Raw genomic sequence first — 26,280 nt, 5'->3', positions numbered from 1 at the left:
GGATATGGATGCTGTCATTTTACTGTCATCTCGCTTTTATAAAGTCTCCCTCGTTTTGTTTTTTAAGTATTTTTTACATGGAGACGACAAAAGTGAAATTCAACGCCCTCTTTATTGCCCTGTTACCTCTGCTGGGCTCCCCGGTTATTCATGCTGAAACCACGACTGCCCCGCTTCTGGAAAATCGTGCCGCTCAGGGCGATATCACGACGCCCGGCGGCGCGCGTCGTTTAACCGGCGATCAAACGGCCCTGCTGCAGGCTTCGTTAATCAACAAACCCGCCAAAAATATTATTCTGCTGATTGGCGACGGGATGGGCGATTCTGAAATTACGGCGGCGCGCAATTATGCCGAAGGCGCCGGCGGTTTCTTTAAGGGCATTGATGCGCTGCCGCTGACCGGTCAGTACACGCATTATTCTCTGGATAAAAAAACCGGCAAACCGGATTACGTGACCGATTCCGCCGCGTCCGCCACCGCCTGGACGACCGGCGTAAAAAGCTATAACGGCGCGCTGGGGGTCGATATTCATGAAAAAGATCATCAGACCATCCTCGAACTGGCGAAAGCCGCAGGGTTTGCCACCGGCAACGTCTCTACGGCAGAACTGCAGGATGCCACGCCAGCAGCTCAGGTCGCACATGTGACTTCACGTAAATGCTACGGTCCGAGCGTCACCAGCGAAAAATGTCCTGGCAACGCGCTGGAGAAGGGCGGTAAAGGCTCGATTACCGAGCAGTTGCTGAATGCCCGCGCTGATGTGACCTTAGGCGGCGGGGCAAAAACATTCGCCGAAACCGCGACGGCCGGTGAATGGCAGGGCAAAACGCTGCATGAGCAGGCTATTGCCCGCGGCTACCAGATTGTCACCGATGCCAGCTCGCTGGCCGCGGTCAGCGAAGCCAACCAGGGCAAACCGCTGCTGGGTCTTTTCGCCGACGGCAACATGCCGGTTCGCTGGGAAGGACCGAAAGCGTCTTACCACGGCAATATCGATAAGCCGGCGATAACCTGTACCCCGAACAGCAAACGTGACGCTTCGGTGCCGACGCTGGCGCAGATGACCGAGAAAGCGATCGGTCTTCTGAGCAGCAACGAGAAAGGATTCTTCCTGCAGGTTGAGGGCGCCTCCATCGATAAACAGGATCACGCGGCGAACCCGTGCGGTCAGATTGGCGAAACCGTCGACCTTGATGAAGCGGTGCAAAAAGCGCTGGAGTTTGCCAAAAAAGAGGGGAATACGCTGGTTGTGGTCACCGCTGACCACGCGCACGCCAGCCAGATTATTCCGGCCGATTCCAAAGCTCCGGGCCTGACTCAGGCGCTGACGACCAAAGACGGTTCGGTGATGGTCATCAGCTACGGCAACTCGGAAGAGGAGTCGATGGAACATACCGGCACGCAGCTGCGTATTGCCGCTTATGGTCCGCATGCCGCTAACGTTGTGGGCTTAACCGATCAGACCGATCTGTTTTACACTATGAAAGCCGCACTGGGCCTGAAATAAGCCGCTGCCGATGGTGAATTATTGCCATCGGCTGGTTTTTTTTCCCGCCAGTGACCAGGCTTACAGTGATTGACTGACAAAAGGATGGTGTGATGAAAATAACAATGTTGGTGACCCTGCTTTTTGGTCTTATCTTCATGACGGCGGTGAATGCTGCGGAAAAAACGTTAACGCCCCAGCAGCAAAAAATGGCGACCTGCAACAAAGAGGCCTCGTCGAAAACGCTGAAAGGGGACGAGCGTAAAGCGTTTATGAGTCAGTGTCTCAAGAAAGAAGCGCCAGCGCCGGAAAGTAAGGGTCTGACGCCTCAGCAGCAAAAAATGCGCGAGTGTAACGGTCAGGCGACCCAGCAGTCTCTGAAAGGGGACGATCGTAACAAGTTTATGAGTGCCTGCCTGAAGAAACAGGGTTAACGGCGCGGGTGTCGAAACTGACGCGGTAAAAACGGGTGAGGAGTCTCCTCACCCGTTCTCAACAGGAGGGGATCAGGAGCGGCTGAGCTTCTCTGATTTTTCCATGCATTTGACCATGGCCTCGATGACCGCAGAGCGGAACCCTTTCTCTTCCAGTACCCGCACGGCTTCGATGGTGGTCCCGCCTGGCGAGCAGACCCTGTCTTTCAGCGTTCCCGGATGTTCTCCGCTTTCGAGCACCATTTTGGCCGACCCCATCACCGCCTGAGCGGCAAATTTGTACGCCTGAGCGCGCGGCATACCGCCGAGAACGGCGGCATCCGCCATCGCTTCAATAAACATGAAGACATAGGCTGGCGCGGAACCGCTCACGCCCACCACCGGGTGGATCATCGGCTCGGCGATAATTTCGGCCTGGCCGAAGCAGCGGAAAATCGTCAGCGTTTCGGCGACCTCTTCGCTGGTGACCAGCGCGTTAGGCGTCACAGAGGTCATCCCGGCGTTAACCAGCGATGGGGTGTTCGGCATCGCGCGGACGATCTTGCGATCGTGGCCCAGCGCCCGCGCCAGCTGATCGAGCGTGACGCCAGCGGCAATTGAGATAACCAGCGAGTCTTTATTCAGGCTGGAGGCGATTTCACTGAGCACTTTAATCATGATCCCCGGCTTAACCGCGCCGAAGATGATATCGGCGATCTGAGCGACTTCCTGCGCGCTCTGCGCGGCATTAATGCCGTACTGGTCGTGCAGGGCCGCCACTTTTTCCGGCGACGGGGTGTAGACCCAAATTTGCCCAGGCTGCACCTGTCCGCTGGCGATCAGACCGCCCAGAATGGCCTTACCCATATTCCCGCAGCCGATAAAGCCAATTTTCTTCTCCATCACCGTTCCCCTTTGCTTATTTTGTCGTGAGTTATCTAGCTTATCACTCCAGCGCTTCCCCGGGGGACAAAAGCAGGTGACAATGACGCCTCCCTTTTTCGTCGACAGGAGCCGGAATGGCTATTTGGGTTGATGCGGACGCGTGTCCGAACGTCATTAAAGAGATTTTATTCCGCGCCGCCGAGCGTACGCAGACCTCGCTGACGCTGGTTGCCAACCAGCCGCTGCGGGTACCACCGTCACGGGTGATCCGCACGCTGCGCGTGCCGCAGGGGTTTGATGTGGCCGATAACGAAATCGTCCGCTTGTGTCAACCGGGCGACCTGGTGATTACCGCCGATATTCCGCTGGCGGCGGAAGTGCTGGCCAAGGGCGGCGCAGCCTTAAATCCGCGCGGCGAGCGCTACAGCGAGGCGACCATTCGCGAACGTCTGACGATGCGCGATTTTATGGAAACGATGCGGGCCAGCGGCGTACAAACCGGCGGCCCGGATAGTTTGTCGCAGCGCGACCGGCAACAATTTGCCGCCGCGCTGGAGAAGTGGCTGTCAGAGACGAAACGCCAGCAGGGTTAAACCCAGCTGTCGTCATCGCCGCCGAAATCGTCGTCGTTACCCATACCGGCGTCGAAGTCAGAGTTCCAGGTGTTGTTATCCGCGAGGAACTGATTATCGTCCTGACGGAACGGATCGTCGGCGCCGGACAACTCCTGCGTCTGACTGAGGTCGGGCTGCGGTTTTTCTTCAATAATATTGACGATCTCCTGCGGATGCGAGCCGCTGAACATATTGGTCAGCATATTGCCCAGCACCACGCCGCCTGCCACGCCTGCCGCCGTTTGTAGCGCCCCGGCCATAAAGCCGCCGCCGCTGCGCGCCGCCTGTGGCGCATAGTTCTGCTGCGGCGCTTGCGGCGCATACTGCGGTTGCGCGCTGGCCTGCGGGCGGCCATATTGTTCGGCCCCGGGAATGGGGTCGGAGCCGCGGGTCTGACCGCCGCCAAACAGGCCGGAGAGGAATCCGCCGCTGCTCGGTTTTGCCGCCTGGAGCTGCGTCACCTGGCTTTCCAGCGCCTGGATACGATCGTTGAGCTGCTTGATGGCGGCTTCCTGGATCAGTATCGTTTGCGCCATATAATAGGGCGCGGCGGGCTGCTCTTTCATGTGTTGCGCAATCCGCTCCTCGGCGCTGGCATCGCGCGAAGCGCTCTGCGTTCCGGCCTCTTTCAGGCGGGAAAACAGTCCATCAATAAGGCGTTGTTCTTCAGATTGCATGGTACTTTCCTCTGTCATACTGGTCGTTTAACGTCAGAGTGCGGCTGAACGTACCATGTTGTAAATATGTTGATGCGTAAAGCTATGCATAAATGTGTTACCGTTTACGCCAGCCGGCGGCTGAAAAATAACCTTGTTGAATAAGTAAATCTGGAATAACACTTAATGCAATGATAGGTTTACGCGATAAATCCTTTTGCTATCTGTAGCGGAGTGGATTTTTCATATTAATGTAACGTTTTTTTTACGATTATTGCCGGCGATTTTGCAGGCACCATTGCTTACTATTCGTATTCATTTTCCCGCGATATGCGGAACCAGGGGGTCTTCGGTAATGACATTGCCAATCTTTCTCATCGGGCCGCGCGGCTGCGGTAAAACGACAATCGGCCATGCGCTGGCGCGGGCGCGTCATTACCAGTTCACCGATACCGATCATGCGCTGCAGGAGCGTGAGCAGCGTACGGTCGCGACCATTGTTGAGCAGGAGGGCTGGGCGCGTTTTCGCGAGCTGGAGTCAGAGGCGCTGGAAGCGGCCACGCTGCCGCAAACGGTGGTGGCGACCGGCGGCGGTATTATTCTGGCTGAAGGTAACCGCCAGTTCATGCGCGAAAACGGCGTGGTGATTTACCTGCAGGTGCCGGTTGCGGCCCTGATTGACCGTCTTGAAGCGTATCCGAAAACCGAGCAGCGTCCGACGCTGACCGGCAAACCGGTGCGCGATGAAGTCGGCGAAGTGCTGGCGCAGCGAGAAGCGCTGTATCGCGCCACCGCGCATCATATTATCGATGCCACTGCGACGCCGGATGACGTCGTCGGGCAAATTCTGGCGACGTTGCAGAATGCCTTCGCGCCGCAAGAAGCGCAGTGCGCTGAGGCTGCAAGAGAGTAAGGGACGCTGTCCCGCGCTGCGAGTTAAGACTTTATTGACGGTAAAGGGCGCAGGGGCTCCTATACTTAATAGCTCTGATGGCCGAAGAAGGAAGAGCTATGCCCACCCAACCTCCCTATCCGAGAGAAGCGCGTATCGTTGCCGTTGTGAAAGGTCCCGCAGGCCAGGGGGAGACCTGGTACCAGCTGCGCGCCGATTTCCCGACTGCCGATTCACTGATCAGTGAACACCCTACGGAACAGGAAGCGCTGGATGCTAAACAGCGCTACGAAGACCCGGATAAATCATAATCTCGCCCGCCCGGAATGCCCTTTGCGCAGAGGAATACCGGGCCTCCATCACATTTTTCATTCATCAGCGCTGCTGATGATTCCCTAACGTACGGATTTTTCAGGCAGTGCTTGAGGCTATATTAATCTTTACATTCAACGGCGGCGCTAAGCTGCTACGCTTCTGGACGGTTGATTTTTAGTCAACAGGGGGGCGGATGTCGTATGTAGTAAGCCTGTGCTGAAGCAGTGGTAGTGAAAAGGTACGTGATATGAGTACAACGATGGCGATTTTAACCGTTGGCGTGGTACCGGTGGCGGAAGTTTTGCCGCTTTTAACCGAACATATCAGGGAAGAGCAGATCACTCATATTAGCCTGTTAGGCAAAATGACGCGTGAAGACGTTATGGAAGATTATGCCCTTGATTCCGGCGATGAATGCCTGCTGACGTTATTGAATGATAACCTGCCGGTCGAGGTTTCGCGCCAGAAGGTCGAGCGTGATTTAAAGCATATTATCGCGATGCTCGACAGGCAAGAATATGATGTCATTCTGTTTTTGAGTTCCGAAATGCTCAGCGGCCTCACGGCGCGCAAGGCTATTTTACTGGAACCACAGCGGATTATTCCGCCGCTGGTGGCGTCGATTGTAGACGGGCATCAGGTCGGGGTTATCGTTCCCGTTGAGGAGGTGCTGCCCATGCAGCAGCAAAAATGGCTGTCGTTAGAACACGCGCCTTACTATGCGTTAGCCAACCCGATCAGCGGCAGCGATAGCGATTTATTACGCGCCGGACGGGCGCTGCTGGAGCAGGGCGCCGATGTGCTGGTGCTGGACTGCCTGGGTTACCACCAGCATCATCGCGACGTATTGCAAAAAGCGCTGGATGTGCCGGTTCTGCTGTCAAATGTGCTGGTTTCCCGGCTGGCTGCAGAACTATTAGTTTAACATGGTCCGATAGCGTAATTTTGCGTGACAGGGGCAAGGAGCGCCCCCTATATTGAGGCTTCAACAAAAGATCATAAGGGCTTGTTTATGCTTCAAAGCAATGAATACTTCGACGGAAAAGTGAAATCTATTGGCTTCACCAGCAGCAGCACCGGTCGCGCGAGCGTCGGGGTGATGGCAGAAGGGGAATATACCTTTGGTACCGCGCAGCCGGAAGAGATGACGGTGGTGAGCGGTGCGCTGAATGTGCTGCTGCCGGGGGAGACCGAGTGGAAAGTGTATGCCGCCGGTGAAGTATTCAATGTACCAGGCAATAGCGAGTTTCATCTGCAGGTGGCTGAGCCAACCTCTTATCTGTGCCGCTATCTGTGATTCAACGCCTTCCTGCCGCGGCAGGAAGGCGTTTTGCCCGCTTTGTCGGGCGCGCCCGGCGCTGATTAGCGCTGCGCTTCGCCACCCAGAGCTTCTACCAGATTCTGAATCAACGCCGCCAGTTCGCCGGTCATCAGAATAAAGTCGGCGTCAAAACGCTGAGCGAAATCTTCCCGGTCAATATCTTCATTCTGGTCACGCAGTTCGTCGCAGAACTTCAGGCGCTTGATCGAACCATCGTCGCACATCAGGAACTGAATACGCTGCTGCCAGTCGAGGGCCAGCTTAGTGACCACTTTGCCCGCTTCAATATGTACGGCGATTTCATCGCTGACCAGATCCTGTTTCTTCGCCCGAATGACGCCGCCATCTTCCAGCATGGCCTTCAGTTCGGCTTCATCCAGCAGCTGGAAGCCCTGAGCGACGGACCCGGAGCGGACCCATTCGGTGAGCGTCAGCTCGATCGGGTTTTCCAGCGCCAGCGGAACGACCGGCAGCGATCCTAACGTTTTACGCAGCAGCGCCAGCGTATCTTCCGCTTTCTTCGCGCTGGCACAATCCACCATGATCAGCCCGTTGACGGTATCGATCCACATCATGGTCTGGCTGAAGCGGCTAAAAGCACGGGGCAGCAGAGAATGCAGCACTTCGTCTTTCAGCGAATCTTTTTCCGTTTTTTTCAGCTTACGGCCCTGATCGGCTTCCAGCTTGAGGATCTTGGCTTCCAGCGCCTGTTTGATAACCGGTGACGGCAGGATCTTCTCTTCTTTGCGTGCGCAGATAACGATCTGGCCATTTGCGGTATGCGTCAGCGCATCGCTGTGCGATCCCATTGGCGATACCCAGCCGGTCTTCGCCATATCCTGGCTACCGCAAGGGGTAAATGTCAGCCCGGCCAGCTGTTTTTCCATCTCCTCGGCACGCAATGAAATGTCGCGGCTGAGACGGTAAACCATTAAATTTTTGAACCACAGCATGATAATTTCCACGGCGTTATCGTTAAATCCAGCGGGCATAATAGCGAATTGTCGCTATGCTTGCATTGTTAATCGGGGAGAGGAGCTTACAGTGCGTATTGGTATCGATTTGGGCGGCACGAAAACGGAAGTCATTGCCCTGAGTGACCATGGAGAACAGTTATTTCGCCACCGTTTGCCGACTCCACGCGAGGATTATCGGCAAACGATCGAGAATATCGCCACGCTGGTGGAGATGGCCGAGCAGGCGACCGGGCAGCGCGGCAGCGTCGGCGTCGGGATCCCCGGCTCGATTTCGCCCTATACCGGGGTCGTGAAAAATGCCAACTCCACCTGGCTCAACGGTCAGCCGTTTGACAAAGACCTGAGCCAGCGCTTAAACCGCGAAGTACGCCTGGCAAATGATGCCAACTGCCTGGCGGTTTCCGAAGCGGTAGACGGTGCCGCCGCCGGGGCGCAGACCGTGTTTGCGGTGATTATCGGTACCGGATGCGGGGCCGGCGTGGCGATACAGGGGCGTTCCCATATTGGCGGCAACGGCACCGCGGGGGAGTGGGGTCACAACCCGCTACCGTGGATGGATGATGATGAACTGCGCTATCGCGCCGCAGTGCCGTGCTATTGCGGTAAGCAGGGATGTATTGAAACCTTTATCTCCGGGACCGGTTTTGCCACCGATTACCAGCGTTTGAGCGGCCAGTCGCTAACGGGCAATGCGATTATGCAGCGGGTCGGCGCGCAGGACCCGCTGGCCGAGCAGGCGTTAAAGCGTTATGAGAGGCGTCTGGCAAAGTCGTTGGCCCACGTGGTCAACATCCTCGATCCGGATGTGATTGTCCTCGGCGGTGGGATGAGCAACGTCGAACGTCTCTACCAGACGGTGCCTGAGCTGGTGAAATCATGGGTATTCGGCGGGGAGTGCGAGACGCCGATTCGAAAAGCCGTACACGGCGACTCCAGCGGCGTGCGCGGCGCGGCCTGGCTGTGGCCGCTGTAAATCAGCGTGACCCCGTTGCCCTGGTCAGCAGGGGCAACGGGGGGGGAATCACAGATCGGGGATCTCATCCAGGTGAGAGTAAATCGTCAGCCCCCTTTTTTTCCCTTCCTCGACATCAAGATCGGCGCCCCGGGACTCCCCCGGTATACGCAAAATCGCGTCGCAGCGGCTAATCAAACGATGGGCGACGGGATATAAAAACTCTTCGCTGATCGGATCGCCTGTTTCCTTTGAACCAGCGGCTTTGGCCAGAGGTAAAGCGAGCCACTCGCCAATAACGGGAATATGCCCTTTACGATAAATATTCAGCGCAACCTGTGCCATGACGTTCAGGTTGGCAGCAATCAGTTCCGGGCGATCATTGGTGCCGCTGCGGACGGGACCCGCAACCAGGATAAGACAACTTTTCATCTCTCAGACCTTCTTAATATGTGAGCGGGAAGACGGGAAACCCGATGGATATCCGCAAAGGCGTTTTTACCTGGCGCACACCTGTCGGGGACATTGCATCTGCACGTTTGTGCACGAATGGCGGTGATAATAGATTTTTTCCGCCTTTAGTGCCTGAAACGTCATGTTTGTGCCTGTTTATTCGCATTATAGAAATTAAAATGAAATTATCATGCATGTTCGTGCGATATCAAGATAATTCGTGAAATTACGGCAAGGATAATGCACCGGAGAAGTGCGACCTTTCCTCGAAAGGAAAGGTCTGTCGCGAGGGAAATACTCGGGGGTTACTCGACGGAAAACATTTTATCCAGCCGGCTGTAGCCAAGCCCGTTGATTTTCTTAACTTTGATCTGCACCGGAATGCGCTCTTTCATGGCTTCAACGTGGCTTATCACGCCGATCACCTTACCGCTGGCATTGAGAGCGTCGAGCGCATCCAGCGCCGTATCCAGCGTTTCGCTATCGAGCGTGCCGAACCCTTCATCAAGGAACAGCGAATCAATGCGCGTTTTGTGGCTCACCAGATCGGACAGCGCCAGCGCCAGCGCGAGACTGACCAGGAAGCTTTCACCGCCGGAGAGGGTGCGGGTATCGCGTACCGCATCCGCCTGCCAGGTATCAACCACTTCCAGCTCCAGCGCTTCGCTGGCCTTGCGCTGGAGTTGATAGCGCCCGTGCAGGCGATTCAGCTGATGGTTCGCCAGCCAGACCAGGTTATCCAGCGTTAGCCCCTGGGCGAATTTACGGAACTTATCCCCTTCTTTAGAACCGATCAGCGCATTAAGCCATGCCCAGTCTTCGAGCTGCTGCCCGGCAAGCGCGATCTCCTGCTGCAATGTTTGCTGGCGTTGTTGGTTCACGGCGTTGTGTTTCAGCTGCTGGTGGAGTTCTCCCTGGCGGGCGCTGTTTTCTCGCAGCTGCGGCGCCAGCTGGAGCAGACGAGCCTGGACCTGTTCCAGCGGGAGGGTGAGGTCGACATCGGCCGGCGGCTGTTGTTGATGCCGGGTGAGCGCATCGCGGGCGCGCAGCGCCAGGGCATTATTTTGCTGTAAGGCATTTTCCAGCGTCTGTTTGAGCTGCTCCAGCCGCTGGCGCGTCTCTTCATCGAGCAGAGCGGCGAGAAAGGCCTGCTGGTCGGCAAACGGACTGCGGGAGAGTGCGCCAGCGAACTGAGCGTGCGTCTCGTGCAGCGCTTCCTGCTGCTGGCTTTCCTGTTGGCTCAGCGTCCGCCACTGGCTGTGCAGTGCCAGGCAGTCGTCATGCACCTGACGCCAGCCCGCCAGCGGCGCCGGGGAGTCTACCTCGTCCGTCGGCAGGAGTTCCGGTGCTGTCTCCGGAAGCGTTTCCAGCAGCGGCGTCAGCTGTTGCAACGGCTCCTGAAGGGCGACGAATTGGTTCTGCTTTTCCTGCCACAAGCGGGTTTCCGCTTCCCGCTGCTCCAGCCACTCCGCCGTCCGATCGGCCTGCGGAACGCTGAGCGCGAAGGGCGAGAGTTCCGCCTCCAGCTGCGTGCGACGCTGTTCCTGTTCCTGTCGGAGTTGCCGCAGCTGTTGCTCGCCCGCCTGCTGCTGGGCCTGCCAGGCCAGCCGCTGCTGGTGCTGGTACAACTGCTGTTCGTTCTCTTGCTGGGACGCCAGCCAGCCGGGAATATCATCCTGCGGCTGCAGGTCGCAATGCAGTCCGCTGACGGTTGTCTGCCACTGCGAGGTGAGCGCTTGCTCCTGCTGGAGGAGTGAGTCCAGCTCCTCTTTCTCTTTAACCTGTTGTTTAAGCAGCGCCTCAAGCTGGCCGCGTAGCTGGGCGCCTTCTTCCGCCAGCTGTTTGACTTCACGTTCCAGACTATCCCGGCGGGCCTGATTCACGCCGGGCTCCAGCGCCCGGTATTGTGCGACGGCCGGGTGTTCGCTGGAACCACAGAGCGGACAAGGGGCGCCGGGCTGCAGGCGAGCGCGCTCTTCTTCCAGCCCGACAATGCGCGCTTCCAGCTCACAAATAGCCTTCACATCGCTGAATTGCTGATGTTTTTCTTTGTATGCCAGGCGGCGCTGGGCCAGGGTTGTTTCCAGCTTTTCCTGTTCCTCGCGATGGGCCTGCTCCGTGGTTTGCAGCTGCTGCTGGCGCTGGCGAAGCGGCAACAGGCGGCTATGCAGCGTCGAAAGCTGCTGGCGCAGCGGACGGGCGGCGGTATGTTGTGCCAGGCTGGCGGCGACCTGGTCGGCATCCAGCATCAGCGTTGCAGGCGGCAGCTCCGCCAGCTGGCGGATGGTTTCCGTCAGGCTCTGTTGTACGACGTTGTGCTGCTGTTCATCGCGCGCCTGCTGCTGGAAAGCGGCCCGCCAGCCCGCCAGCGCGTTGCCCCACTGGCGATAGCGATCGTGCTCTTTAAGCCACAGGTTGAGGGCGTGATGGGCATCCTGTAAGCGCGCCATCTGCTGGCTGGCGGCAAGACGTATCCCGGCGCGCAGCCGCAGTCTGTCCTGTAAGCGAGTATTTACTTCCTCCACCTGGCGGTGGGTTTGCGCCAGCGCGGCGGTTTGCTCCTGCTGTCGGGTCCACAGCGGGCGAAGCTGCTCTGCCGGCTGGGCGTTGAGCAGCGCGGCAAGCTGCGGCTGGGCCTGTTCCAGCGCCTGCTGTGCGTCCTGTAACCGGACCTGAGATTGCGAGGATTCCGCGCTCAGCTCTTGCTGACGCAGCAGCCACTGCTGCGTCGCCTGCAGGCGGGCTTGCTCCGTAAGCTGTAGGCGTTCTTCATCAGTAAGCGCTTGCAAACTTTGCTGTAGGGCCTGCTGCTGCTCATCGCTCAGCAGCACAACGCCGGAGGACTGGGCCTGAAGTTTCTCCAGTTCGTTGCGGGCGAGCTTATGTTTTTCAAACACCTGTGCGGATATCTGGCCGTAGATTTCGGTGCCGGTCAGCTCTTCCAGTAGCTCAGCGCGTTCTTTCGGTTTGGCGTTGAGGAACGCGGCGAACTGACCCTGGGAAAGCAGCATTGAGCGGGTAAAGCGGCCGTAATCCAGTCCAGTGAGCGAGGCGGTAAGTTCGAGCTTATCTTTGACTTTATCGGCGAGGATCTGCCCGTCGTCGCAGCGGGCCAGCTCAACGCGCGGGGCCTGCAGGTTGCCCTCCGGCTGATTGCGGGCGCGGTTCTGGCTCCAGAAGGCGCGATAGGCCGTCCCTTTGACCTCGAATTCCACTTCCGCCAGACACTCGGCGGTATCGCGGGTCATCAGATCGTTTTGCGATTGCGATACGCTGCTCAGACGGGGCGTTTCGTGATACAGCGCGAGGCAGATAGCGTCCAGCAGCGTGGTTTTCCCGGCGCCGGTGGGGCCGGTGATGGCAAACAGCCCGTTGCTGGCGAACGGTTCGGCGGTGAAGTCGATTTTCCATTCGCCTTTTAACGAGTTGATATTTTTCAGGCGCAAACTCAGAATTTTCACAGGTGCTCCTCACCATTCAGACTATGCAGCGTTTCGTTGAACAACTGCTTCAAACGCAGTTGCTGCGCCTCTTCCAGCGTTTCCTGCGCCAGACGGCGTGCAAACACTTCCTCGACCTGCAGTTCGCTCAGCGTTTCCCGCCGCTCTCCCGCCAGGATGCGTTCACGTTGGGCGCGGCTACGGCGAACCAGCAGCACTTCCACCGGCAGATCTTCGGTCTGAGCCTGAATTTTGCGCTGAATATCATGGAGATATTCGTCACTGGTAATTTCGATGTCCAGCCAGACGACCGGCTCTTGCGGCGCATCCCGCCACTGGGTGAGCTGTTCGCTGATGCTGGCGAAATCGCCTTTCAGCACCGCCAGCGGCTGCGTTACCGGCACCGTCAGAGGATGGACCTCGCTCAGATGCCCGTCGCTGAAGGTCACCAGATTGACGCTTTTGCTTTTTCCCGTCTCGTCAAAGCTGAGGGCGATAGGCGAGCCGCTGTAGCGAATATGTTCGCTGCCGCCGATTTTCTGCGCCCGGTGAATATGGCCGAGGGCAATATAATCAACGGGCGGGAAATGGCTGGCGGGAAACGCCTCCAGCGTGCCGATGTAGATATCGCGCACCGCATCGCTTTTGCTGGCGCCGACGGTGGTCAGGTGGCCGCTGGCGACGATCGGCAGCGGACGATCGCCGCGCAGGGCGCAGGCCGCTTCATACTGCTGCTGATAATAGTCGCTGATGGCGCTTAACAGCAGTTGCTGCTTTTCGCCGCTGGAGTGGCCGGCCTGGCTGGTGACCAGCTCACGCGGGCGCAGGAAGGGGACCGGGCAAAATATGGCGCCGGGCGTGCCGTCGCGCTGCGGCAGAATAAAGGGGGCATGGCCGGCGCTGGCCACCACCGTGGTTTTCAGAAAGGCCAGAATATCGCGGGATTCATTCAGCGTCGCCACCGAATCGTGGTTGCCCGCCAGTACCACCAGCTGGCAGCCGGTCTGCTGTAGCTGAACCACAAAGCGGTTATACAGCTCGCGGGCGTAGCTTGGCGGCGAGCCGGTATCAAAGATGTCGCCGGCGACAATAATGGCATCGACCTCGTGCGCCTGCGCGCTGGTCAACAGCCAGTCGAGAAAGGCCGAGTGTTCGGCGGCGCGACTCTTGCTGTAAAAGTTCTGGCCAAGATGCCAGTCAGAGGTGTGGATGATGCGCATAAGTATTCCCTGGCGAAAAAGCATTGGCGCATTATATACCTGTCATCCCGCAGGTTGCCCTCTAAACACCGGCAGGATCGATTGTTACTCCTTGTCATTATTCAAAATCCGCTATCATATGACGGTCATTTTCTTCATAAATCTGTCACAAAACTGACGCATAATGGCGCCGCACTCTATACTGATGGCTAAAAAATACAGGGTAAATAATGGCGAGAAGAATTCTGGTCGTTGAAGATGAAGCTCCGATCCGCGAAATGGTCTGCTTTGTTCTGGAGCAAAACGGCTTTCAGCCCGTCGAGGCGGAAGATTATGACAGTGCGGTGAGTCAACTCAATGAACCCTGGCCTGATTTGATTCTCCTCGACTGGATGCTGCCGGGCGGATCGGGTCTGCAGTTTATCAAGCTGCTGAAGCGTGAGGCGATGACCCGCGATATTCCGGTGGTCATGCTCACCGCGCGCGGCGAAGAAGAGGATCGCGTGCGTGGTCTGGAAACCGGCGCCGATGATTACATCACCAAGCCTTTTTCACCGAAAGAGCTGGTGGCGCGAATCAAAGCGGTGATGCGCCGTATTTCGCCGATGGCAGTGGAAGAAGTGATTGAAATGCAAGGGCTTAGCCTTGATCCTTCCTCCCACCGCGTGATGACCGGTGAAAGTCCGCTGGACATGGGGCCGACGGAGTTTAAATTATTACACTTCTTTATGACTCACCCGGAACGCGTCTACAGCCGCGAACAGCTGCTGAATCACGTCTGGGGGACCAATGTGTATGTAGAAGACAGAACGGTGGATGTGCATATTCGTCGTCTGCGCAAAGCGCTGGAACATAGCGGACATGACCGGATGGTACAGACGGTCCGCGGCACGGGATATCGTTTCTCCGCCCGTTTCTGAATCTCGACAGGAGTGTGAACCGTGCTGGAACGGCTGTCATGGAAAAGGCTGGCGCTTGAGCTTTTCTTATGTTGTATCCCGGCCCTGATTCTCGGGGCGGTAGTGGGTTATCTGCCGTGGTTTTTGCTGGCGGCAGTCACCGGACTTCTCATCTGGCATTTCTGGAATTTATTACGTCTTTCATGGTGGCTATGGGTCGACCGTAGCATGACGCCGCCGCCGGGGCGAGGCAGCTGGGAACCGCTGCTCTACGGCCTTCACCAGATGCAGATGCGCAATAAAAAGCGCCGACGCGAGCTGGGCAATCTGATCAAACGCTTTCGTAGCGGGGCGGAATCTTTGCCCGATGCGGTGGTGCTGACGACGGAAGAGGGGGCTATTTTCTGGTGTAATGGCCTGGCTCAGCAGATCCTGAATCTGCGCTGGCCGGACGACAGCGGCCAAAATATTCTCAATCTCCTGCGCTATCCTGAATTTGCTAACTACCTCAAAAACAGGAATTTCTCAAAACCGCTCAATCTGATCCTCAATACTTCCCGTCATCTGGAGATCCGCGTGATGTCCTACAGCGACAAACAGTGGCTGATGGTGGCGCGCGATGTGACGCAGATGCATCAGCTGGAAGGCGCGCGGCGCAACTTTTTTGCCAACGTCAGCCACGAGCTGCGCACGCCGTTAACGGTGCTGCAGGGTTATCTGGAGATGATGCAGGAGCAGGAGCTGGAAGGGACGACGCGCGAAAAAGCGCTGCATACGATGCGCGAACAAACCCAGCGCATGGAGGGTTTAGTCAAACAGCTGCTGACGCTGTCGCGGATTGAAGCGGCGCCGACGCTGGTCATGAATGACAAAATCGACGTGCCGATGATGCTGCGGGTGGTGGAGCGAGAAGCGCAGACGCTCAGCCAGCAGAAGCAGACGATCCACTTCCACGTCGATGAGACGTTGCTGGTACTGGGTAACGAAGAGCAGCTGCGCAGCGCGGTGTCCAATCTGGTGTATAACGCGATCAACCATACGCCTGCGGGGACGGAGATTACCGTCAGTTGGCAGCGGGCGCCGCATGGCGCGTTGTTCAGCGTTGAGGATAATGGTCCGGGGATTGCGCCTGAGCATATTCCGCGTCTGACCGAGCGATTTTATCGCGTGGATAAGGCGCGTTCGCGGCAAACCGGCGGCAGCGGCCTTGGGCTGGCCATCGTGAAACATGCGGTGAATCATCACGATAGTCGCCTGGAAATTGAGAGTACGGTAGGCCAGGGGACGCGGTTTAGCTTCTTACTCCCGGAACGTTTAATTGCCAAAAAAAGCGCCTGAGCGCGCCGTTGTCAACATGACTTGCCAATGACCAGCTTCGGCTGGTCATTTTCGTTTGTCGTCACTTTTTAGCCGCGTAATTAATGAACGTCCGCTGCTTTTTTGTTCGCATGATTAGCCGGAGGTTTTCCTATGATATGGTCAATAATCCCACTCCTTAAAGTAGACTTAGCATAATCATCTGCTTTTGCGATCCCGCCTTGCATTAAAACGTTATAAGCGTTTAAATTGCCCCCCATGCTGTCGCAGACAGACTGTTTTTGCGTGGTAATTCAAAAAACAATTCTTTCCCACGCGTATTCGGGAGCATATCCCGCTGATTTTTCCGGCAACCACCGCGGTATCCTCCCTCAGGGGAAGACACGGTTTTTTTCCGTTTGTTAACAACACCACATCCACAGGCAGTAATGAATTTATGACCCATCAGTTAAAATCTCGCGACATTATCGCGTTGGGCTTTATGACCTTCGCGTTGTTCGTTGGCGCAGGCAACATTATCTTCCCTCCGATGGTCGGTTTACAGGCTGGTGAACACGTCTGGACCGCCGCTATTGGCTTTCTGATTACCGCCGTGGGTTTACCGGTGCTGACGGTGGTGGCGCTGGCGAAAGTCGGCGGTGGCGTGGAAAGCCTGAGTACGCCGATCGGCAAAGTGGCCGGCATCCTGCTGGCCGTGGTCTGCTATCTGGCCGTTGGCCCGCTGTTTGCGACGCCGCGTACCGCAACGGTCTCTTTTGAAGTCGGGATTGCCCCGCTGACCGGCGATGGCGAGATGCCGCTGATGATTTACAGCGTGATCTACTTCGCGCTGGTGATCCTCGTCTCGCTCTATCCGGGCAAACTGCTGGATACGGTGGGCAATTTCCTTGCTCCGTTGAAAATTATCGCCCTGATCATTTTGTCCGTGGCGGCAATGATCTGGCCGGCTGGCCCAATCAGCAATGCGCTGGAAGCTTACCGCACCGCGCCGTTCTCTAACGGCTTCGTCAACGGCTATCTGACCATGGATACGCTTGGCGCAATGGTCTTCGGTATCGTCATTGTTAACGCCGCGCGTTCCCGCGGCGTAAGTGAAGCGCGCCTGCTGACTCGCTACACCGTCTGGGCCGGGCTGATGGCCGGTGTGGGGCTGACGCTGCTGTATCTGGCGCTGTTCCGCCTCGGGTCTGATAGCGCAACGCTGGTGGAGCAATCCGCCAACGGCGCGGCGATTCTGCATGCCTATGTCCAGCACACCTTCGGTGGCGCGGGGAGCTTTATGCTGGCGGCGCTGATTTTCATCGCTTGTCTGGTGACCGCGGTGGGCCTGACCTGCGCTTGCGCAGAGTTCTTTGCGCAGTACCTGCCGTTATCCTATCGTACGCTGGTGTTTATCCTCGGTATTTTCTCGATGGCGGTCTCCAATCTCGGTCTGAGCCATCTGATTCAGATTTCGATTCCGGTATTGACGGCTATCTATCCGCCTTGTATCGCCCTGGTGGTCTTAAGCTTTACCCGCAACTGGTGGCATAATTCGTCCCGCGTCATTGCGCCGGCCATGTTTATCAGCCTGATGTTTGGTATCATCGACGGCATTAAATCGTCGGCGTTCGCCGACATGTTACCGGCCTGGACCTCGCGTCTGCCGCTGGCTGAACAGGGTCTGGCCTGGCTGATGCCTACCGCGGTGATGATGGTTCTGGCGGCGATCTGGGACCGCGCGGCAGGACGGCAGGTGACCTCCAGCGCGCATTAAGCGGCGGTTTTAATCAGTGTTAAGCCACGGGGCTTTGGGTCCCGTGGTTTTTTGTTTTTCAGGTAATCCTCTTTTAGGGCTTGCTCCGCTGAAGACCTGAAGAGAAAAACGGCATGGAATACGATGGAAAGTAGTAACAAACTTAAGCGCGGGCTAAGTACCCGGCATATCCGCTTTATGGCGCTGGGATCCGCGATTGGTACCGGCCTGTTCTATGGTTCAGCCGACGCCATTAAAATGGCCGGCCCGAGCGTCCTGCTGGCCTATATTATCGGCGGGGTGGCCGCGTATATCATTATGCGCGCGCTGGGCGAAATGTCGGTACATAACCCTGCCGCCAGCTCATTTTCGCGCTATGCGCAGGATTATCTCGGCCCGCTGGCGGGCTATATCACCGGCTGGACCTACTGTTTTGAAATTCTGATTGTGGCGATTGCCGACGTGACGGCGTTCGGGATTTATATGGGCGTCTGGTTTCCGACGGTCCCGCACTGGATCTGGGTGCTCAGCGTGGTGCTGGTTATCTGCGCCGTCAATCTGATGAGCGTTAAGGTCTTCGGCGAGCTGGAGTTCTGGTTCTCGTTCTTTAAAGTCGCCACCATCATCATCATGATTATTGCCGGTTTCGGCATCATTATCTGGGGTATCGGTAACGGCGGGCAGCCTACCGGCATCCATAATCTGTGGAGCAATGGCGGCTTCTTCAGCAACGGCTGGCTGGGAATGGTCATGTCGCTGCAGATGGTGATGTTCGCCTACGGCGGGATAGAGATTATCGGCATCACCGCCGGCGAGGCGAAAGACCCGGAGAAATCCATTCCGCGCGCGATTAATTCGGTTCCGATGCGCATCCTGGTGTTCTATGTGGGCACGCTGTTCGTGATTATGTCCATTTATCCGTGGAATCAGGTGGGTACTGACGGCAGCCCGTTCGTTCTGACTTTCCAGCATATGGGTATCGCGTTTGCTGCCAGTATCCTTAACTTTGTGGTGTTGACCGCCTCGCTGTCGGCGATTAACAGCGACGTATTCGGCGTCGGGCGTATGCTGCACGGGATGGCCGAGCAGGGCAGCGCGCCGAAGATTTTCGCCAAAACCTCGCGTCGCGGGATCCCGTGGGTGACGGTGATGGTGATGACCGTTGCGCTGCTGTTTGCGGTCTATCTTAACTACATCATGCCGGAAAACGTCTTCCTGGTGATTGCGTCGCTGGCCACTTTCGCCACCGTCTGGGTGTGGATAATGATCCTGCTGTCGCAGATTGCTTTCCGCCGTCGTCTGTCGCCGGAAGAGGCGAAAGCGCTGAAGTTTAAAGTGCCGGGCGGCATAACCACCACCGCCGTGGGCCTGGTGTTCCTCGTCTTTATTATTGCGCTGATTGGCTACCATCCGGATACCCGTATCTCGCTGTACGTCGGTTTCGCCTGGATTGTGCTGCTGCTGGCTGGCTGGCAGTTGAAAACCCGCCGCGACCGTCAGCTGGCGCAGGCGCAGTAACGTGTCCCCGCGCCTGCCGGATTTGGCAGGCGCGTTCTCCACCCCCGTTATCCTCCCCCAATAATTCCTGTGATGATGAGTCATACGCCTGTGGGCTGTGGCAAGGTGTGCCCATTCTAAAGAGAGAGGAATGACGATGTTGAAGGCATGGCACCTGCCTGTGGCTCCGTTTATCAAGGAGCAGCAGGAACGACTCTTTATCACTTTATGGCTCAGCGGCGATAATCTGCCGCAGCGGGTGACGTTGCGTGCGGAAGAAGACAATGAAGAGCTCTCGCTGCCGATGCGCCGACTGCGCCAGGAGCCGTATCCGGGCGTTGTGGCGTGGCGGGGCGAACTCAATCTTGCCGGCGGTCAGCCGCGTCGGCGCTACAGTTTTAAGCTGCTGTGGGCCGATCGTCAGCGCTGGTTTACGCCGCAGGGCTTTAACCGTTTCCCGCCGGCGCGACTGGAACAGTTCGCCGTCGATCTACCGGATAGCGGCCCGCAGTGGGTGGCCGATCAGGTCTTTTATCAAATTTTCCCTGACCGTTTTGCGCGCAGCGAGCCGCGAGAAGCGGAGCAGGATCGGGTCTATTATCATCACGCCGCCGGGCACGACATCGTGCGGAAATCGTGGGATGAGCCGTTAACCGGCGAAGCGGGCGGGTCGACATTCTACGGCGGCGACCTGGATGGGATCAGCGAGAAGCTGCCGTATCTCAAACAGCTTGGCGTGACCGCGCTCTATCTGAACCCGGTATTTGTCGCCCCCAGCGTGCATAAATACGATACCGAAGATTACCGCCGCGTCGATCCGCAATTCGGCGGCGATGGCGCGCTGCTGCGTCTGCGCCACAATACGCAGCGGGAAGGGATGCGTCTGATCCTCGACGGCGTGTTTAACCATACCGGCGATTCGCACGCCTGGTTCGACCGCCACCAGCGCAGCAGCAGCGGGGCGTGTCACCATGCCGATTCGCCGTGGCGCGACTGGTTTACCCTCTCGCCAGAAGGTGAAGCGCATAGCTGGCTGGGCTACGCCAGTCTGCCTAAGCTGGATTACCAGTCCGCGAGCCTGGTGAATGAAATCTACGCCGGAGAAGACAGCATTGTCCGCCACTGGTTGAAGGCGCCGTGGAGCATGGACGGCTGGCGGCTGGACGTGGTGCATATGCTGGGCGAAGGCGGCGGGGCGCGCAACAACCTGCGCCATATTGCCGGTATTACCGCGGCGGCGAAGCAGGCCCAGCCCGACGCCTTTGTCTTTGGCGAACATTTTGGCGACGCCCGCCAGTGGCTCCAGGCGGACGCTGAAGATGCCGCCATGAACTACCGCGGTTTTACCTTCCCGCTGTGGGGGTTCCTCGCTAATACCGATATCTCTTACGACCCGCAGAAGATTGATGCGCAGACCTGCGTCGCCTGGATGGATAACTACCGCGCCGGGCTGTCGCATCAACAGCAGCTGCGGATGTTTAACCAGCTCGACAGCCACGATACCGCACGCTTTAAGTCGCTGCTGGGCAAAGATATCGCCCGCCTGCCGCTGGCGGTCGTGTGGCTGTTTTGCTGGCCGGGCGTACCGTGCATCTACTACGGCGATGAAGTGGGCGTCGATGGCAACAACGATCCCTTCTGTCGTAAACCCTTCCCGTGGGATCCCGCCCTGCAGGATACCGCGCTGCTGGGGCTGTATCAGCGAATGGCGAAGCTGCGCAAAGCCAGTAAGGCATTGCGATACGGCGGCTGCCAGGTGATTTATGCCGAAGATAACGTGGTGGTCTTTGTTCGCGTGTATAAGCAGCTTCGCGTGCTGGTCGCCATCAACCGCGGCGAAGCCTGCGAAGTGGTTGTCGAGGATTCGCCGCTGCTGGACGTTGGCGAGTGGCAGGTGAAAGAGGGCGTCGGCGCGTTGCATGATGGCGTCCTGAGCCTGGCCGCTATTTCCGCCTGCGTCTGGTTTAGCCGTCAGGCGTAGAGCTGGTTCAGAAACGGGTCGTGGAGAATCGCCTCCCGTCACCAGCGCTGGGCGAGGCCGTCGTTATCGCTACGCCAGGCGATATTCAACGACCGTAGGGCGTAGATGGTGGTTTGTTGATGGCGCCGAGAATCATATCTGCGCCGGTCAGCTCTTTCCTGGCTCCAGCCAGCTCCCAGCTGTACGGACTGTTTTTCCAGATCTTTTGCGGCGTTGCTCAATGAGGCCGATCGCCTACGGCAAGATCCTCGCTACCGGCAGCAGCGATCGGATCATGAGTTTTGCTGCCCAGGGGACGCAGATAGTCGATCTGCAAGGCCATATGGTGATCCCCGGTCTCAACGATTCCCACCTGCACCTGATCCGCGGCGGGCTGAATTATAATCTCGAGCTGAGCTGTGAGGGGGTTCCGTCGCTGGCGGACGCGCTGTGGACGCTGAAAGATCAGGCCGATCGCACGCCGTCTCCGCAGTGGGTGCGCGATGGCCGCGGTAACCCCACCGGGATGCTGATCGCTAAACCTAACGCGATGATCCTCTACGCGACCCTGGCGAAAGGGCCGAAACTGCCGCTGGAGCAGCAGGTCAATTCGACGCGCCAGTTTATGCGTGAGCTGAACCGGCTTGGCCTTACCAGCGCGATTGATGCCGGGGGTGGTTTCCAGAACTATCCGAAAGATTATGAAATTATTGAACAGCTGCATGCGCAACAGCAGATGACCGTGCGTATTGCCTATAACCTGTTTACCCAGCGGCCAAAACAGGAGCTGGATGATTTCGAACGCTGGACCGATATGCTGAAACCGGGGCAGGGGACCGACTTTTTCCGCGCCAACGGCGCTGGTGAAATGCTGGTCTTCCCGGCGGCGGATTTTGAAGATTTCCTGCAATCGCGCCCTGACCTGCCGGAAGGGATGGAAGATGAGCACCTGCATGCCACCTATGATGAATCCATCAGCCGGATGCTGGATGTTTTTGAGAAGGTGAACCGCGATATTCCGTTTAACGGCCTGCACTGGTTCTTTGACCATGCGGAGACCATTACCGAGCGGAATATTGTGCGCGTGAAGGCGCTCGGCGGCGGTATCGCGGTGCAGCACCGAATGGCTTTCCAGGGCGAATATTTTGTCGATCGCTATGGCAAAGAGGCGCTTAAGCATACGCCACCGGTGGCGAAAATGCTGGCGCTGGAGGTGCCGGTGGGACTGGGGACACTGCGGCGGCGAAAGTCGGGGCGATAGCCCAGATGCACCAGTGCTGCGGCAGCTGCGGCGTGCACGGTCATCAGCATGATATTGCCCGTCAGTCGTCGCTGCCGGTGTCGGACGAGCAGGCGTTCCGGGGCGTGATGGGCTGCTCCTGCTTCGCGTTTTAGCCTCTGACAGGTTAGCGCACTCCCCCGGCGAGACTCCGGGGGAGTGCGTAGCGCGACCATCTGATGACGCATCAACGATATGCCGGGCTTAGCCCCGGTTCTGAGAGCCAAATAGCGGGATCCGGCGGGCGACCATCTCGCGCACGGGCAGCAAGCCTTGCCGGATAACTTTGCGCGGATCGTTAATATCGTGACCGTTATCGGCGGAGAACGGCGCCTTCACGGTCCCGTACCTGGCGTACATATTTCCGTGTTGATGTTAATTTTTGCCGTGGCTAGTCCTGATATCGGTTGACAGTTTTCTGCCTGTAAAACGCCTGATGAATATCATCAGGCGTTTTGTATTTCAGGGGCAGATGCTCAGACCGGATGCGGTTAATAGCATCGCGGGATTTCAGTGCATTTCATCTCACACCGGAAACGCTCAAAAATACCTCCTGGAAAAAGCCAGGATTGACATGACATGGAGAGAAAAATTCGCTCCTTAAGGGGGCGTATCAAGTTTGCTTGTCCCTGGGGAGCATTGTTCGAAATACTTGAATAAACGGAATAGCATTTTACTGACTAATTTCTCCTGCTGCCTGACCTTTCTTCTGTCCTGGTCATTGACCCGTTCTCCGCGCCTGGATACTTTCCTGAAAAATACGCCGTCTGGTGTATTATGCGCCCCGTCCAGTATCAGAATGGATATTTCCATGTTTTTATTAATGTTTTTTATCTGACGGTCAGCGACCGTCACGGAGGTGCTCCATGAGCAAACGTAAATTTCTAACCTGGCGTGAAGTCAGCCACATGATGCAGGCCGTCTCCGGCGGGCAAACCGGTGCCCGCGATTGCTGCCTTATACTGCTGGCCTTCCGTCATGGTCTGCGCATCAGTGAACTTCTTGGACTACGGTTCCGGGATCTTGATCTGCAGGGAGGTCGCATTATCGTGAGCCGCCTCAAACAAGGCTTTTCCACTGTTCACCCGCTGATGCCCGATGAACGACGGGCTCTGGAGGCCTGGATGCGGGTCAGGGAGACCTGGCAGAAGCCGATCCTGCCGGAAATCGTGTTTATCTCCACTCGTGGAACGCCGCTGTCGCGCCAGCAGGCGTGGCGCATTGTCCGCAATAGCGGCGAGCGTAGCGGGCTGAATACCGCCACTCACCCGCATATGCTGCGACATGCCTGTGGTTACGAACTGGCAGAGCGGGGCACTGATACCCGGCTGATTCAGGACTATCTCGGGCACAGAAATATACGCCACACGGTCCGCTATACGGCCAGCAATGCTGCGCGTTTTACCGGATTATGGGAGCGAGAAAACCGTCTTGACATTGATTTACACAAGAAAAAAAGGAGGAATAAGTGATTGATATTTCGTATAAAAAAAAGGCGAGGTGTAAACAATTAGGACCAAACTGTCTACAGTCTGGATTGAACTGTAAAATTTTGCAATAGTCATTTCAGTATTTCTTCAGAAACTAACTTTAACTATATGAATGTTAACAAATTAAATTTCCACTGAATTTACACAGACCTTACATTTCAGCCACATCTCGCCATGTTTTTCCGGACTTTAAATCATCGCACCTCCGTCCATTTCCATTTCATTCCATTTTGTCAGCATTTTATTCCTTAAATAATAAATTTTTATCTTTTTAATAGTATTTAATTTTTAAATTTTTCTATTCCTTAGCATGGAATAACAGTAAACAGTTTGGTCCTAACTGTTTCATTGTTGGGTGAAAACTGAACGGAATATGGCGGTCCAGCTGAAGGGGTAAAACGGGCTGCGAAAAAAGTCCGGGGGACTCTGACAGGCTGTCAGGACGAAGTGCGACCGTCACGCATTTCATGTTCATGAAACGTTAATTTAATCAAGGAAAACAGTATGAAAAAAATTATTGCGCTCTCCGCTCTGATGGCATCCCTTTCTTTCGCCGGAGTTTCTGCGCAGGCGGCTACAAACATCGTCAATGGCGGTACTGTGCACTTCACTGGTTCGGTGGTAAACGCTGCCTGTGCCGTGGACGCTAACTCCGTGAACCAGACCGTCCAGATGGGACAGGTTAAATCCAGCACTCTGGGCTCAGCCGGTAAAACCAGCTCCAAAGTTCCGTTCAATATCCAACTGGATGACTGCGACCTTACTGTTTCCACTCTGGCATCCGTCGGCTTCAGCGGCGTGGCCATTAACAGCGCCAACCCGACGGTACTGTCGCTGGACAGCTCTGCAGCGGGTAATGCCACCAACGTAGGTATCCAGATCCTTGACCGTACCGGCGCTGCTCTGGGGCTGGACGGTAACACCTTCAGCGCGACCACCACGCTGAGCACCGGCACTAACCTTATTCCGTTTGAAGCCCAGTACTATGCGACCGGCGCGGCGACGGCAGGTAACGCCAACGGCCAGGCAAACTTCAAAGTGCAGTACCAGTAATTTATCCAGCGAAAAATATGCCGGGCAAGGGAGTGCCCGTTTCGCAACTCGTCGGGGGAGTGAATGATGCTAAAGCTACGAAACAGTGCCGGAATGGCACTGCTGTTACTGCTGGCTTCTTCCACCGCCATGTCCAGAGGCTGGCATGTTTATCTGCCTGGTGGGCAGATGCGTTTTCAGGGGGAAGTCATTGCTGACGCTTGCGAGGTACAGGCCGGTGACCGGACTTTGACGGTTTCAATGGGACAGGTCAGCAGCAACCGTTTTCATCGGGTTGGTGAGGATACTGATCCGGTCCCTTTTCATATTCAGCTGTTGAATTGTAATACGAACGTCAGCCGCTATGTGGCTATTCAGTTTCGTGGCGTGGGTGATGGCAAACAGCCGGATGTGCTTTCCATCGGAGAGGGGCCGGGGATTGCCACCAACGTGGGGGTGGCGCTGTTTGATCGTCAGGGGGTGCTTATTCCCGTCAACAGTCCGGTGCCAACAACCCGGCAGAAACTACAGGCGGGACCCGTGACGCTTGACCTGGTGGCGAAATACCGGGCGACGGGGCGGGTCGTAACCGGCGGTCAGGCGAATGCCCAGGCATGGTTTTATCTCACATATGAATAAATGACCGGTGATACCGGTGAGTGGCGCAGGGGATGGCTCGGGCCGCCGCCTGTCCGGATTAAAAGAGCAGGACGAGAACATCACAATGACAATACGCAGGACAGTGGCAGGAGTCGCAGCCGCTCTGATGGTGGCCGTTTCGGCACAGGCGCAGGCTGGTGTAGCGTTGGGCGCAACACGGGTGATTTATCAGGCAGACCAGAAGCAGGTTTCTCTGGGGGTGAACAACAGTGATGACCGCAACACCTTTCTCATCCAGTCATGGGTGGAAAACAGTGACGGGAAGAAAGATGGTCGGTTTGTGATAACGCCACCCCTGTTCGTGATGCAGGGTAAAAAAGAGAACACCCTGCGGATTATTGACGCGACAAACCACAGTCTGCCTGCGGATCGGGAAAGCCTGTTCTGGGTCAACGTTAAAGCCATTCCATCTGTGGACAAAAGCCAGATGAAAGCTAACACCCTGCAACTGGCTATCACCAGCCGTATCAAGCTGTTTTACCGGCCGCTGGGGCTGAACCCCGCACCGGATAAAGCATGGGAACAGCTACGCTTTCGCCGCAGTGCGGGCGTGCTGACGGTGATCAACCCCACTCCCTATTTTCTGACAGTGGTTCAGTTGAATGCAGGCACACGCATCCTGGGAAACACCATGGTCGCCCCGAAAGGGGAGAGTACGGTGAAGCTGCCGGCGGATGCCGGGCAGGACATCACATTCCAGACCATTAATGATTACGGTGCGCTGACGCCGAAGACCCGGGGCATCATGCAGTAAGACGGTCCGGCCGGCATGAAAGATGAATTCTACACAGTCAGCAGGTACGCAGG

At 56.8% G+C, this 26,280-nt stretch carries 23 protein-coding genes and 2 pseudogenes; 18 read left to right on the top strand and 7 right to left on the bottom strand.

Annotation, left to right across the window (positions count from 1 at the left end):
• Positions 1–77 precede the first annotated feature (77 nt).
• Both phoA and psiF read left to right on the top strand, forming a co-directional pair.
• Positions 78–1,508, top strand: coding sequence for an alkaline phosphatase (gene phoA, locus Electrica_RS19850; protein WP_160702211.1), 1,431 nt, complete (start codon positions 78–80; stop codon positions 1,506–1,508).
• Between the two features lie 92 nt (positions 1,509–1,600).
• The gene (gene psiF / locus Electrica_RS19845; protein ID WP_100683066.1) at positions 1,601–1,921 is read left to right on the top strand and encodes a phosphate starvation-inducible protein PsiF; all 321 of its coding nucleotides are present in this window, start codon (positions 1,601–1,603) and stop codon (positions 1,919–1,921) included.
• A 72-nt stretch (positions 1,922–1,993) separates the two neighbouring features.
• Here psiF and proC read toward each other — a convergent pair whose 3' ends face one another.
• Positions 1,994–2,803 (bottom strand): pyrroline-5-carboxylate reductase, encoded by an 810-nt coding sequence (gene proC, locus Electrica_RS19840; protein ID WP_141965235.1) that lies wholly within the window; start codon positions 2,801–2,803, stop codon positions 1,994–1,996.
• A gap of 116 nt (positions 2,804–2,919) precedes the next feature.
• On the opposite strand from proC, the gene Electrica_RS19835 reads away from it, so the two are divergent.
• Positions 2,920–3,378 carry a YaiI/YqxD family protein gene (locus Electrica_RS19835; RefSeq protein WP_100683068.1) on the top strand — a complete coding sequence of 153 codons (459 nt, stop codon included), beginning with the start codon at positions 2,920–2,922 and terminating at the stop codon, positions 3,376–3,378.
• Here the strand turns inward: Electrica_RS19835 and Electrica_RS19830 are convergent.
• Complete coding sequence (locus tag Electrica_RS19830; RefSeq protein WP_100683069.1) at positions 3,375–4,076, bottom strand: DUF2076 domain-containing protein; 702 nt, start codon at positions 4,074–4,076, stop codon at positions 3,375–3,377. The two genes, Electrica_RS19835 and Electrica_RS19830, sit on opposite strands and share 4 nt — an antisense overlap.
• Positions 4,077–4,410: 334 nt before the next feature.
• Between Electrica_RS19830 and aroL the strand changes: the two genes are divergently transcribed.
• The 4 genes from aroL (at position 4,411) to ppnP (ending at position 6,559) form a co-directional block, all read left to right on the top strand.
• Complete coding sequence (aroL, locus tag Electrica_RS19825) at positions 4,411–4,968, top strand: shikimate kinase AroL (RefSeq protein ID WP_131049917.1); 558 nt, start codon at positions 4,411–4,413, stop codon at positions 4,966–4,968.
• Between the two features lie 98 nt (positions 4,969–5,066).
• Positions 5,067–5,258, top strand: coding sequence for a YaiA family protein (locus tag Electrica_RS19820; protein WP_100683071.1), 192 nt, complete (start codon positions 5,067–5,069; stop codon positions 5,256–5,258).
• Positions 5,259–5,509: 251 nt separating this feature from the next.
• Positions 5,510–6,187, top strand: a complete 678-nt coding sequence (locus Electrica_RS19815; protein WP_131049916.1) for an AroM family protein — start codon at positions 5,510–5,512, stop codon at positions 6,185–6,187.
• A gap of 87 nt (positions 6,188–6,274) precedes the next feature.
• On the top strand, positions 6,275–6,559 hold the full coding sequence (ppnP, locus tag Electrica_RS19810; protein WP_002890284.1) for a pyrimidine/purine nucleoside phosphorylase: 285 nt from the start codon (positions 6,275–6,277) through the stop codon (positions 6,557–6,559).
• 65 nt (positions 6,560–6,624) lie between these two features.
• Here the strand turns inward: ppnP and rdgC are convergent, their stop codons facing one another.
• Positions 6,625–7,536 (bottom strand): recombination-associated protein RdgC, encoded by a 912-nt coding sequence (gene rdgC, locus Electrica_RS19805; RefSeq protein ID WP_131049915.1) that lies wholly within the window; start codon positions 7,534–7,536, stop codon positions 6,625–6,627.
• 91 nt (positions 7,537–7,627) lie between these two features.
• Here rdgC and mak point away from each other — a divergent pair, with 91 nt between their 5' ends.
• On the top strand, positions 7,628–8,533 hold the full coding sequence (gene mak / locus Electrica_RS19800; protein ID WP_167686251.1) for a fructokinase: 906 nt from the start codon (positions 7,628–7,630) through the stop codon (positions 8,531–8,533).
• 48 nt (positions 8,534–8,581) lie between these two features.
• Here mak and Electrica_RS19795 read toward each other — a convergent pair whose 3' ends face one another.
• From Electrica_RS19795 to sbcD, 3 genes are all read right to left on the bottom strand, one after another.
• Positions 8,582–8,944, bottom strand: coding sequence for an NUDIX hydrolase (locus Electrica_RS19795; protein WP_131049913.1), 363 nt, complete (start codon positions 8,942–8,944; stop codon positions 8,582–8,584).
• 326 nt (positions 8,945–9,270) lie between these two features.
• Positions 9,271–12,426 (bottom strand): exonuclease subunit SbcC, encoded by a 3,156-nt coding sequence (gene sbcC, locus Electrica_RS19790; protein ID WP_141965233.1) that lies wholly within the window; start codon positions 12,424–12,426, stop codon positions 9,271–9,273.
• Positions 12,423–13,625, bottom strand: coding sequence for an exonuclease subunit SbcD (gene sbcD, locus Electrica_RS19785; RefSeq protein WP_141965232.1), 1,203 nt, complete (start codon positions 13,623–13,625; stop codon positions 12,423–12,425). Before sbcD ends, sbcC begins: the two co-directional genes overlap by 4 nt.
• Before the next feature lie 209 nt (positions 13,626–13,834).
• Between sbcD and phoB the strand changes: the two genes are divergently transcribed.
• From phoB to Electrica_RS19755, 6 genes and pseudogenes are all read left to right on the top strand, one after another.
• Positions 13,835–14,524, top strand: coding sequence for a phosphate response regulator transcription factor PhoB (gene phoB / locus Electrica_RS19780; protein WP_100683078.1), 690 nt, complete (start codon positions 13,835–13,837; stop codon positions 14,522–14,524).
• Positions 14,525–14,545: 21 nt separating this feature from the next.
• On the top strand, positions 14,546–15,841 hold the full coding sequence (phoR, locus tag Electrica_RS19775; RefSeq protein WP_100683079.1) for a phosphate regulon sensor histidine kinase PhoR: 1,296 nt from the start codon (positions 14,546–14,548) through the stop codon (positions 15,839–15,841).
• A gap of 415 nt (positions 15,842–16,256) precedes the next feature.
• Positions 16,257–17,576: a branched-chain amino acid transporter carrier protein BrnQ gene (gene brnQ, locus Electrica_RS19770; RefSeq protein ID WP_100683080.1), complete on the top strand. Its 1,320-nt coding sequence runs from the start codon at positions 16,257–16,259 to the stop codon at positions 17,574–17,576.
• A 123-nt stretch (positions 17,577–17,699) separates the two neighbouring features.
• Complete coding sequence (gene proY, locus Electrica_RS19765; RefSeq protein ID WP_131049909.1) at positions 17,700–19,073, top strand: proline-specific permease ProY; 1,374 nt, start codon at positions 17,700–17,702, stop codon at positions 19,071–19,073.
• Between the two features lie 136 nt (positions 19,074–19,209).
• The gene (gene malZ, locus Electrica_RS19760) at positions 19,210–21,033 is read left to right on the top strand and encodes a maltodextrin glucosidase (RefSeq protein ID WP_142255925.1); all 1,824 of its coding nucleotides are present in this window, start codon (positions 19,210–19,212) and stop codon (positions 21,031–21,033) included.
• A 229-nt stretch (positions 21,034–21,262) separates the two neighbouring features.
• Positions 21,263–22,407: pseudogene (locus Electrica_RS19755) on the top strand (amidohydrolase family protein); the annotation flags it as partial.
• An 88-nt stretch (positions 22,408–22,495) separates the two neighbouring features.
• Here the strand turns inward: Electrica_RS19755 and Electrica_RS19750 are convergent.
• Positions 22,496–22,680, bottom strand: a pseudogene (locus Electrica_RS19750) (fructose-bisphosphate aldolase); the annotation flags it as partial.
• A gap of 477 nt (positions 22,681–23,157) precedes the next feature.
• On the opposite strand from Electrica_RS19750, the gene Electrica_RS19745 reads away from it, so the two are divergent.
• The 4 genes from Electrica_RS19745 to Electrica_RS19730 all read left to right on the top strand — a co-directional run bounded on the left by Electrica_RS19745 (position 23,158) and on the right by Electrica_RS19730 (position 26,227).
• On the top strand, positions 23,158–23,763 hold the full coding sequence (locus tag Electrica_RS19745) for a tyrosine-type DNA invertase (RefSeq protein WP_100683085.1): 606 nt from the start codon (positions 23,158–23,160) through the stop codon (positions 23,761–23,763).
• A gap of 522 nt (positions 23,764–24,285) precedes the next feature.
• Complete coding sequence (fimA, locus tag Electrica_RS19740) at positions 24,286–24,834, top strand: type 1 fimbrial major subunit FimA (protein ID WP_100683086.1); 549 nt, start codon at positions 24,286–24,288, stop codon at positions 24,832–24,834.
• A gap of 93 nt (positions 24,835–24,927) precedes the next feature.
• Positions 24,928–25,452 (top strand): fimbrial protein, encoded by a 525-nt coding sequence (locus Electrica_RS19735; protein WP_227521263.1) that lies wholly within the window; start codon positions 24,928–24,930, stop codon positions 25,450–25,452.
• A 127-nt stretch (positions 25,453–25,579) separates the two neighbouring features.
• Positions 25,580–26,227, top strand: coding sequence for a fimbria/pilus periplasmic chaperone (locus tag Electrica_RS19730; RefSeq protein ID WP_407081241.1), 648 nt, complete (start codon positions 25,580–25,582; stop codon positions 26,225–26,227).
• Positions 26,228–26,280: the final 53 nt, after the last annotated feature.

This window comes from Klebsiella electrica (genome assembly GCF_006711645.1).
GTDB classification, from domain to species: domain Bacteria; phylum Pseudomonadota; class Gammaproteobacteria; order Enterobacterales; family Enterobacteriaceae; genus Klebsiella; species Klebsiella electrica.
This window is presented reverse-complemented; position numbering and strand designations above follow the sequence as displayed.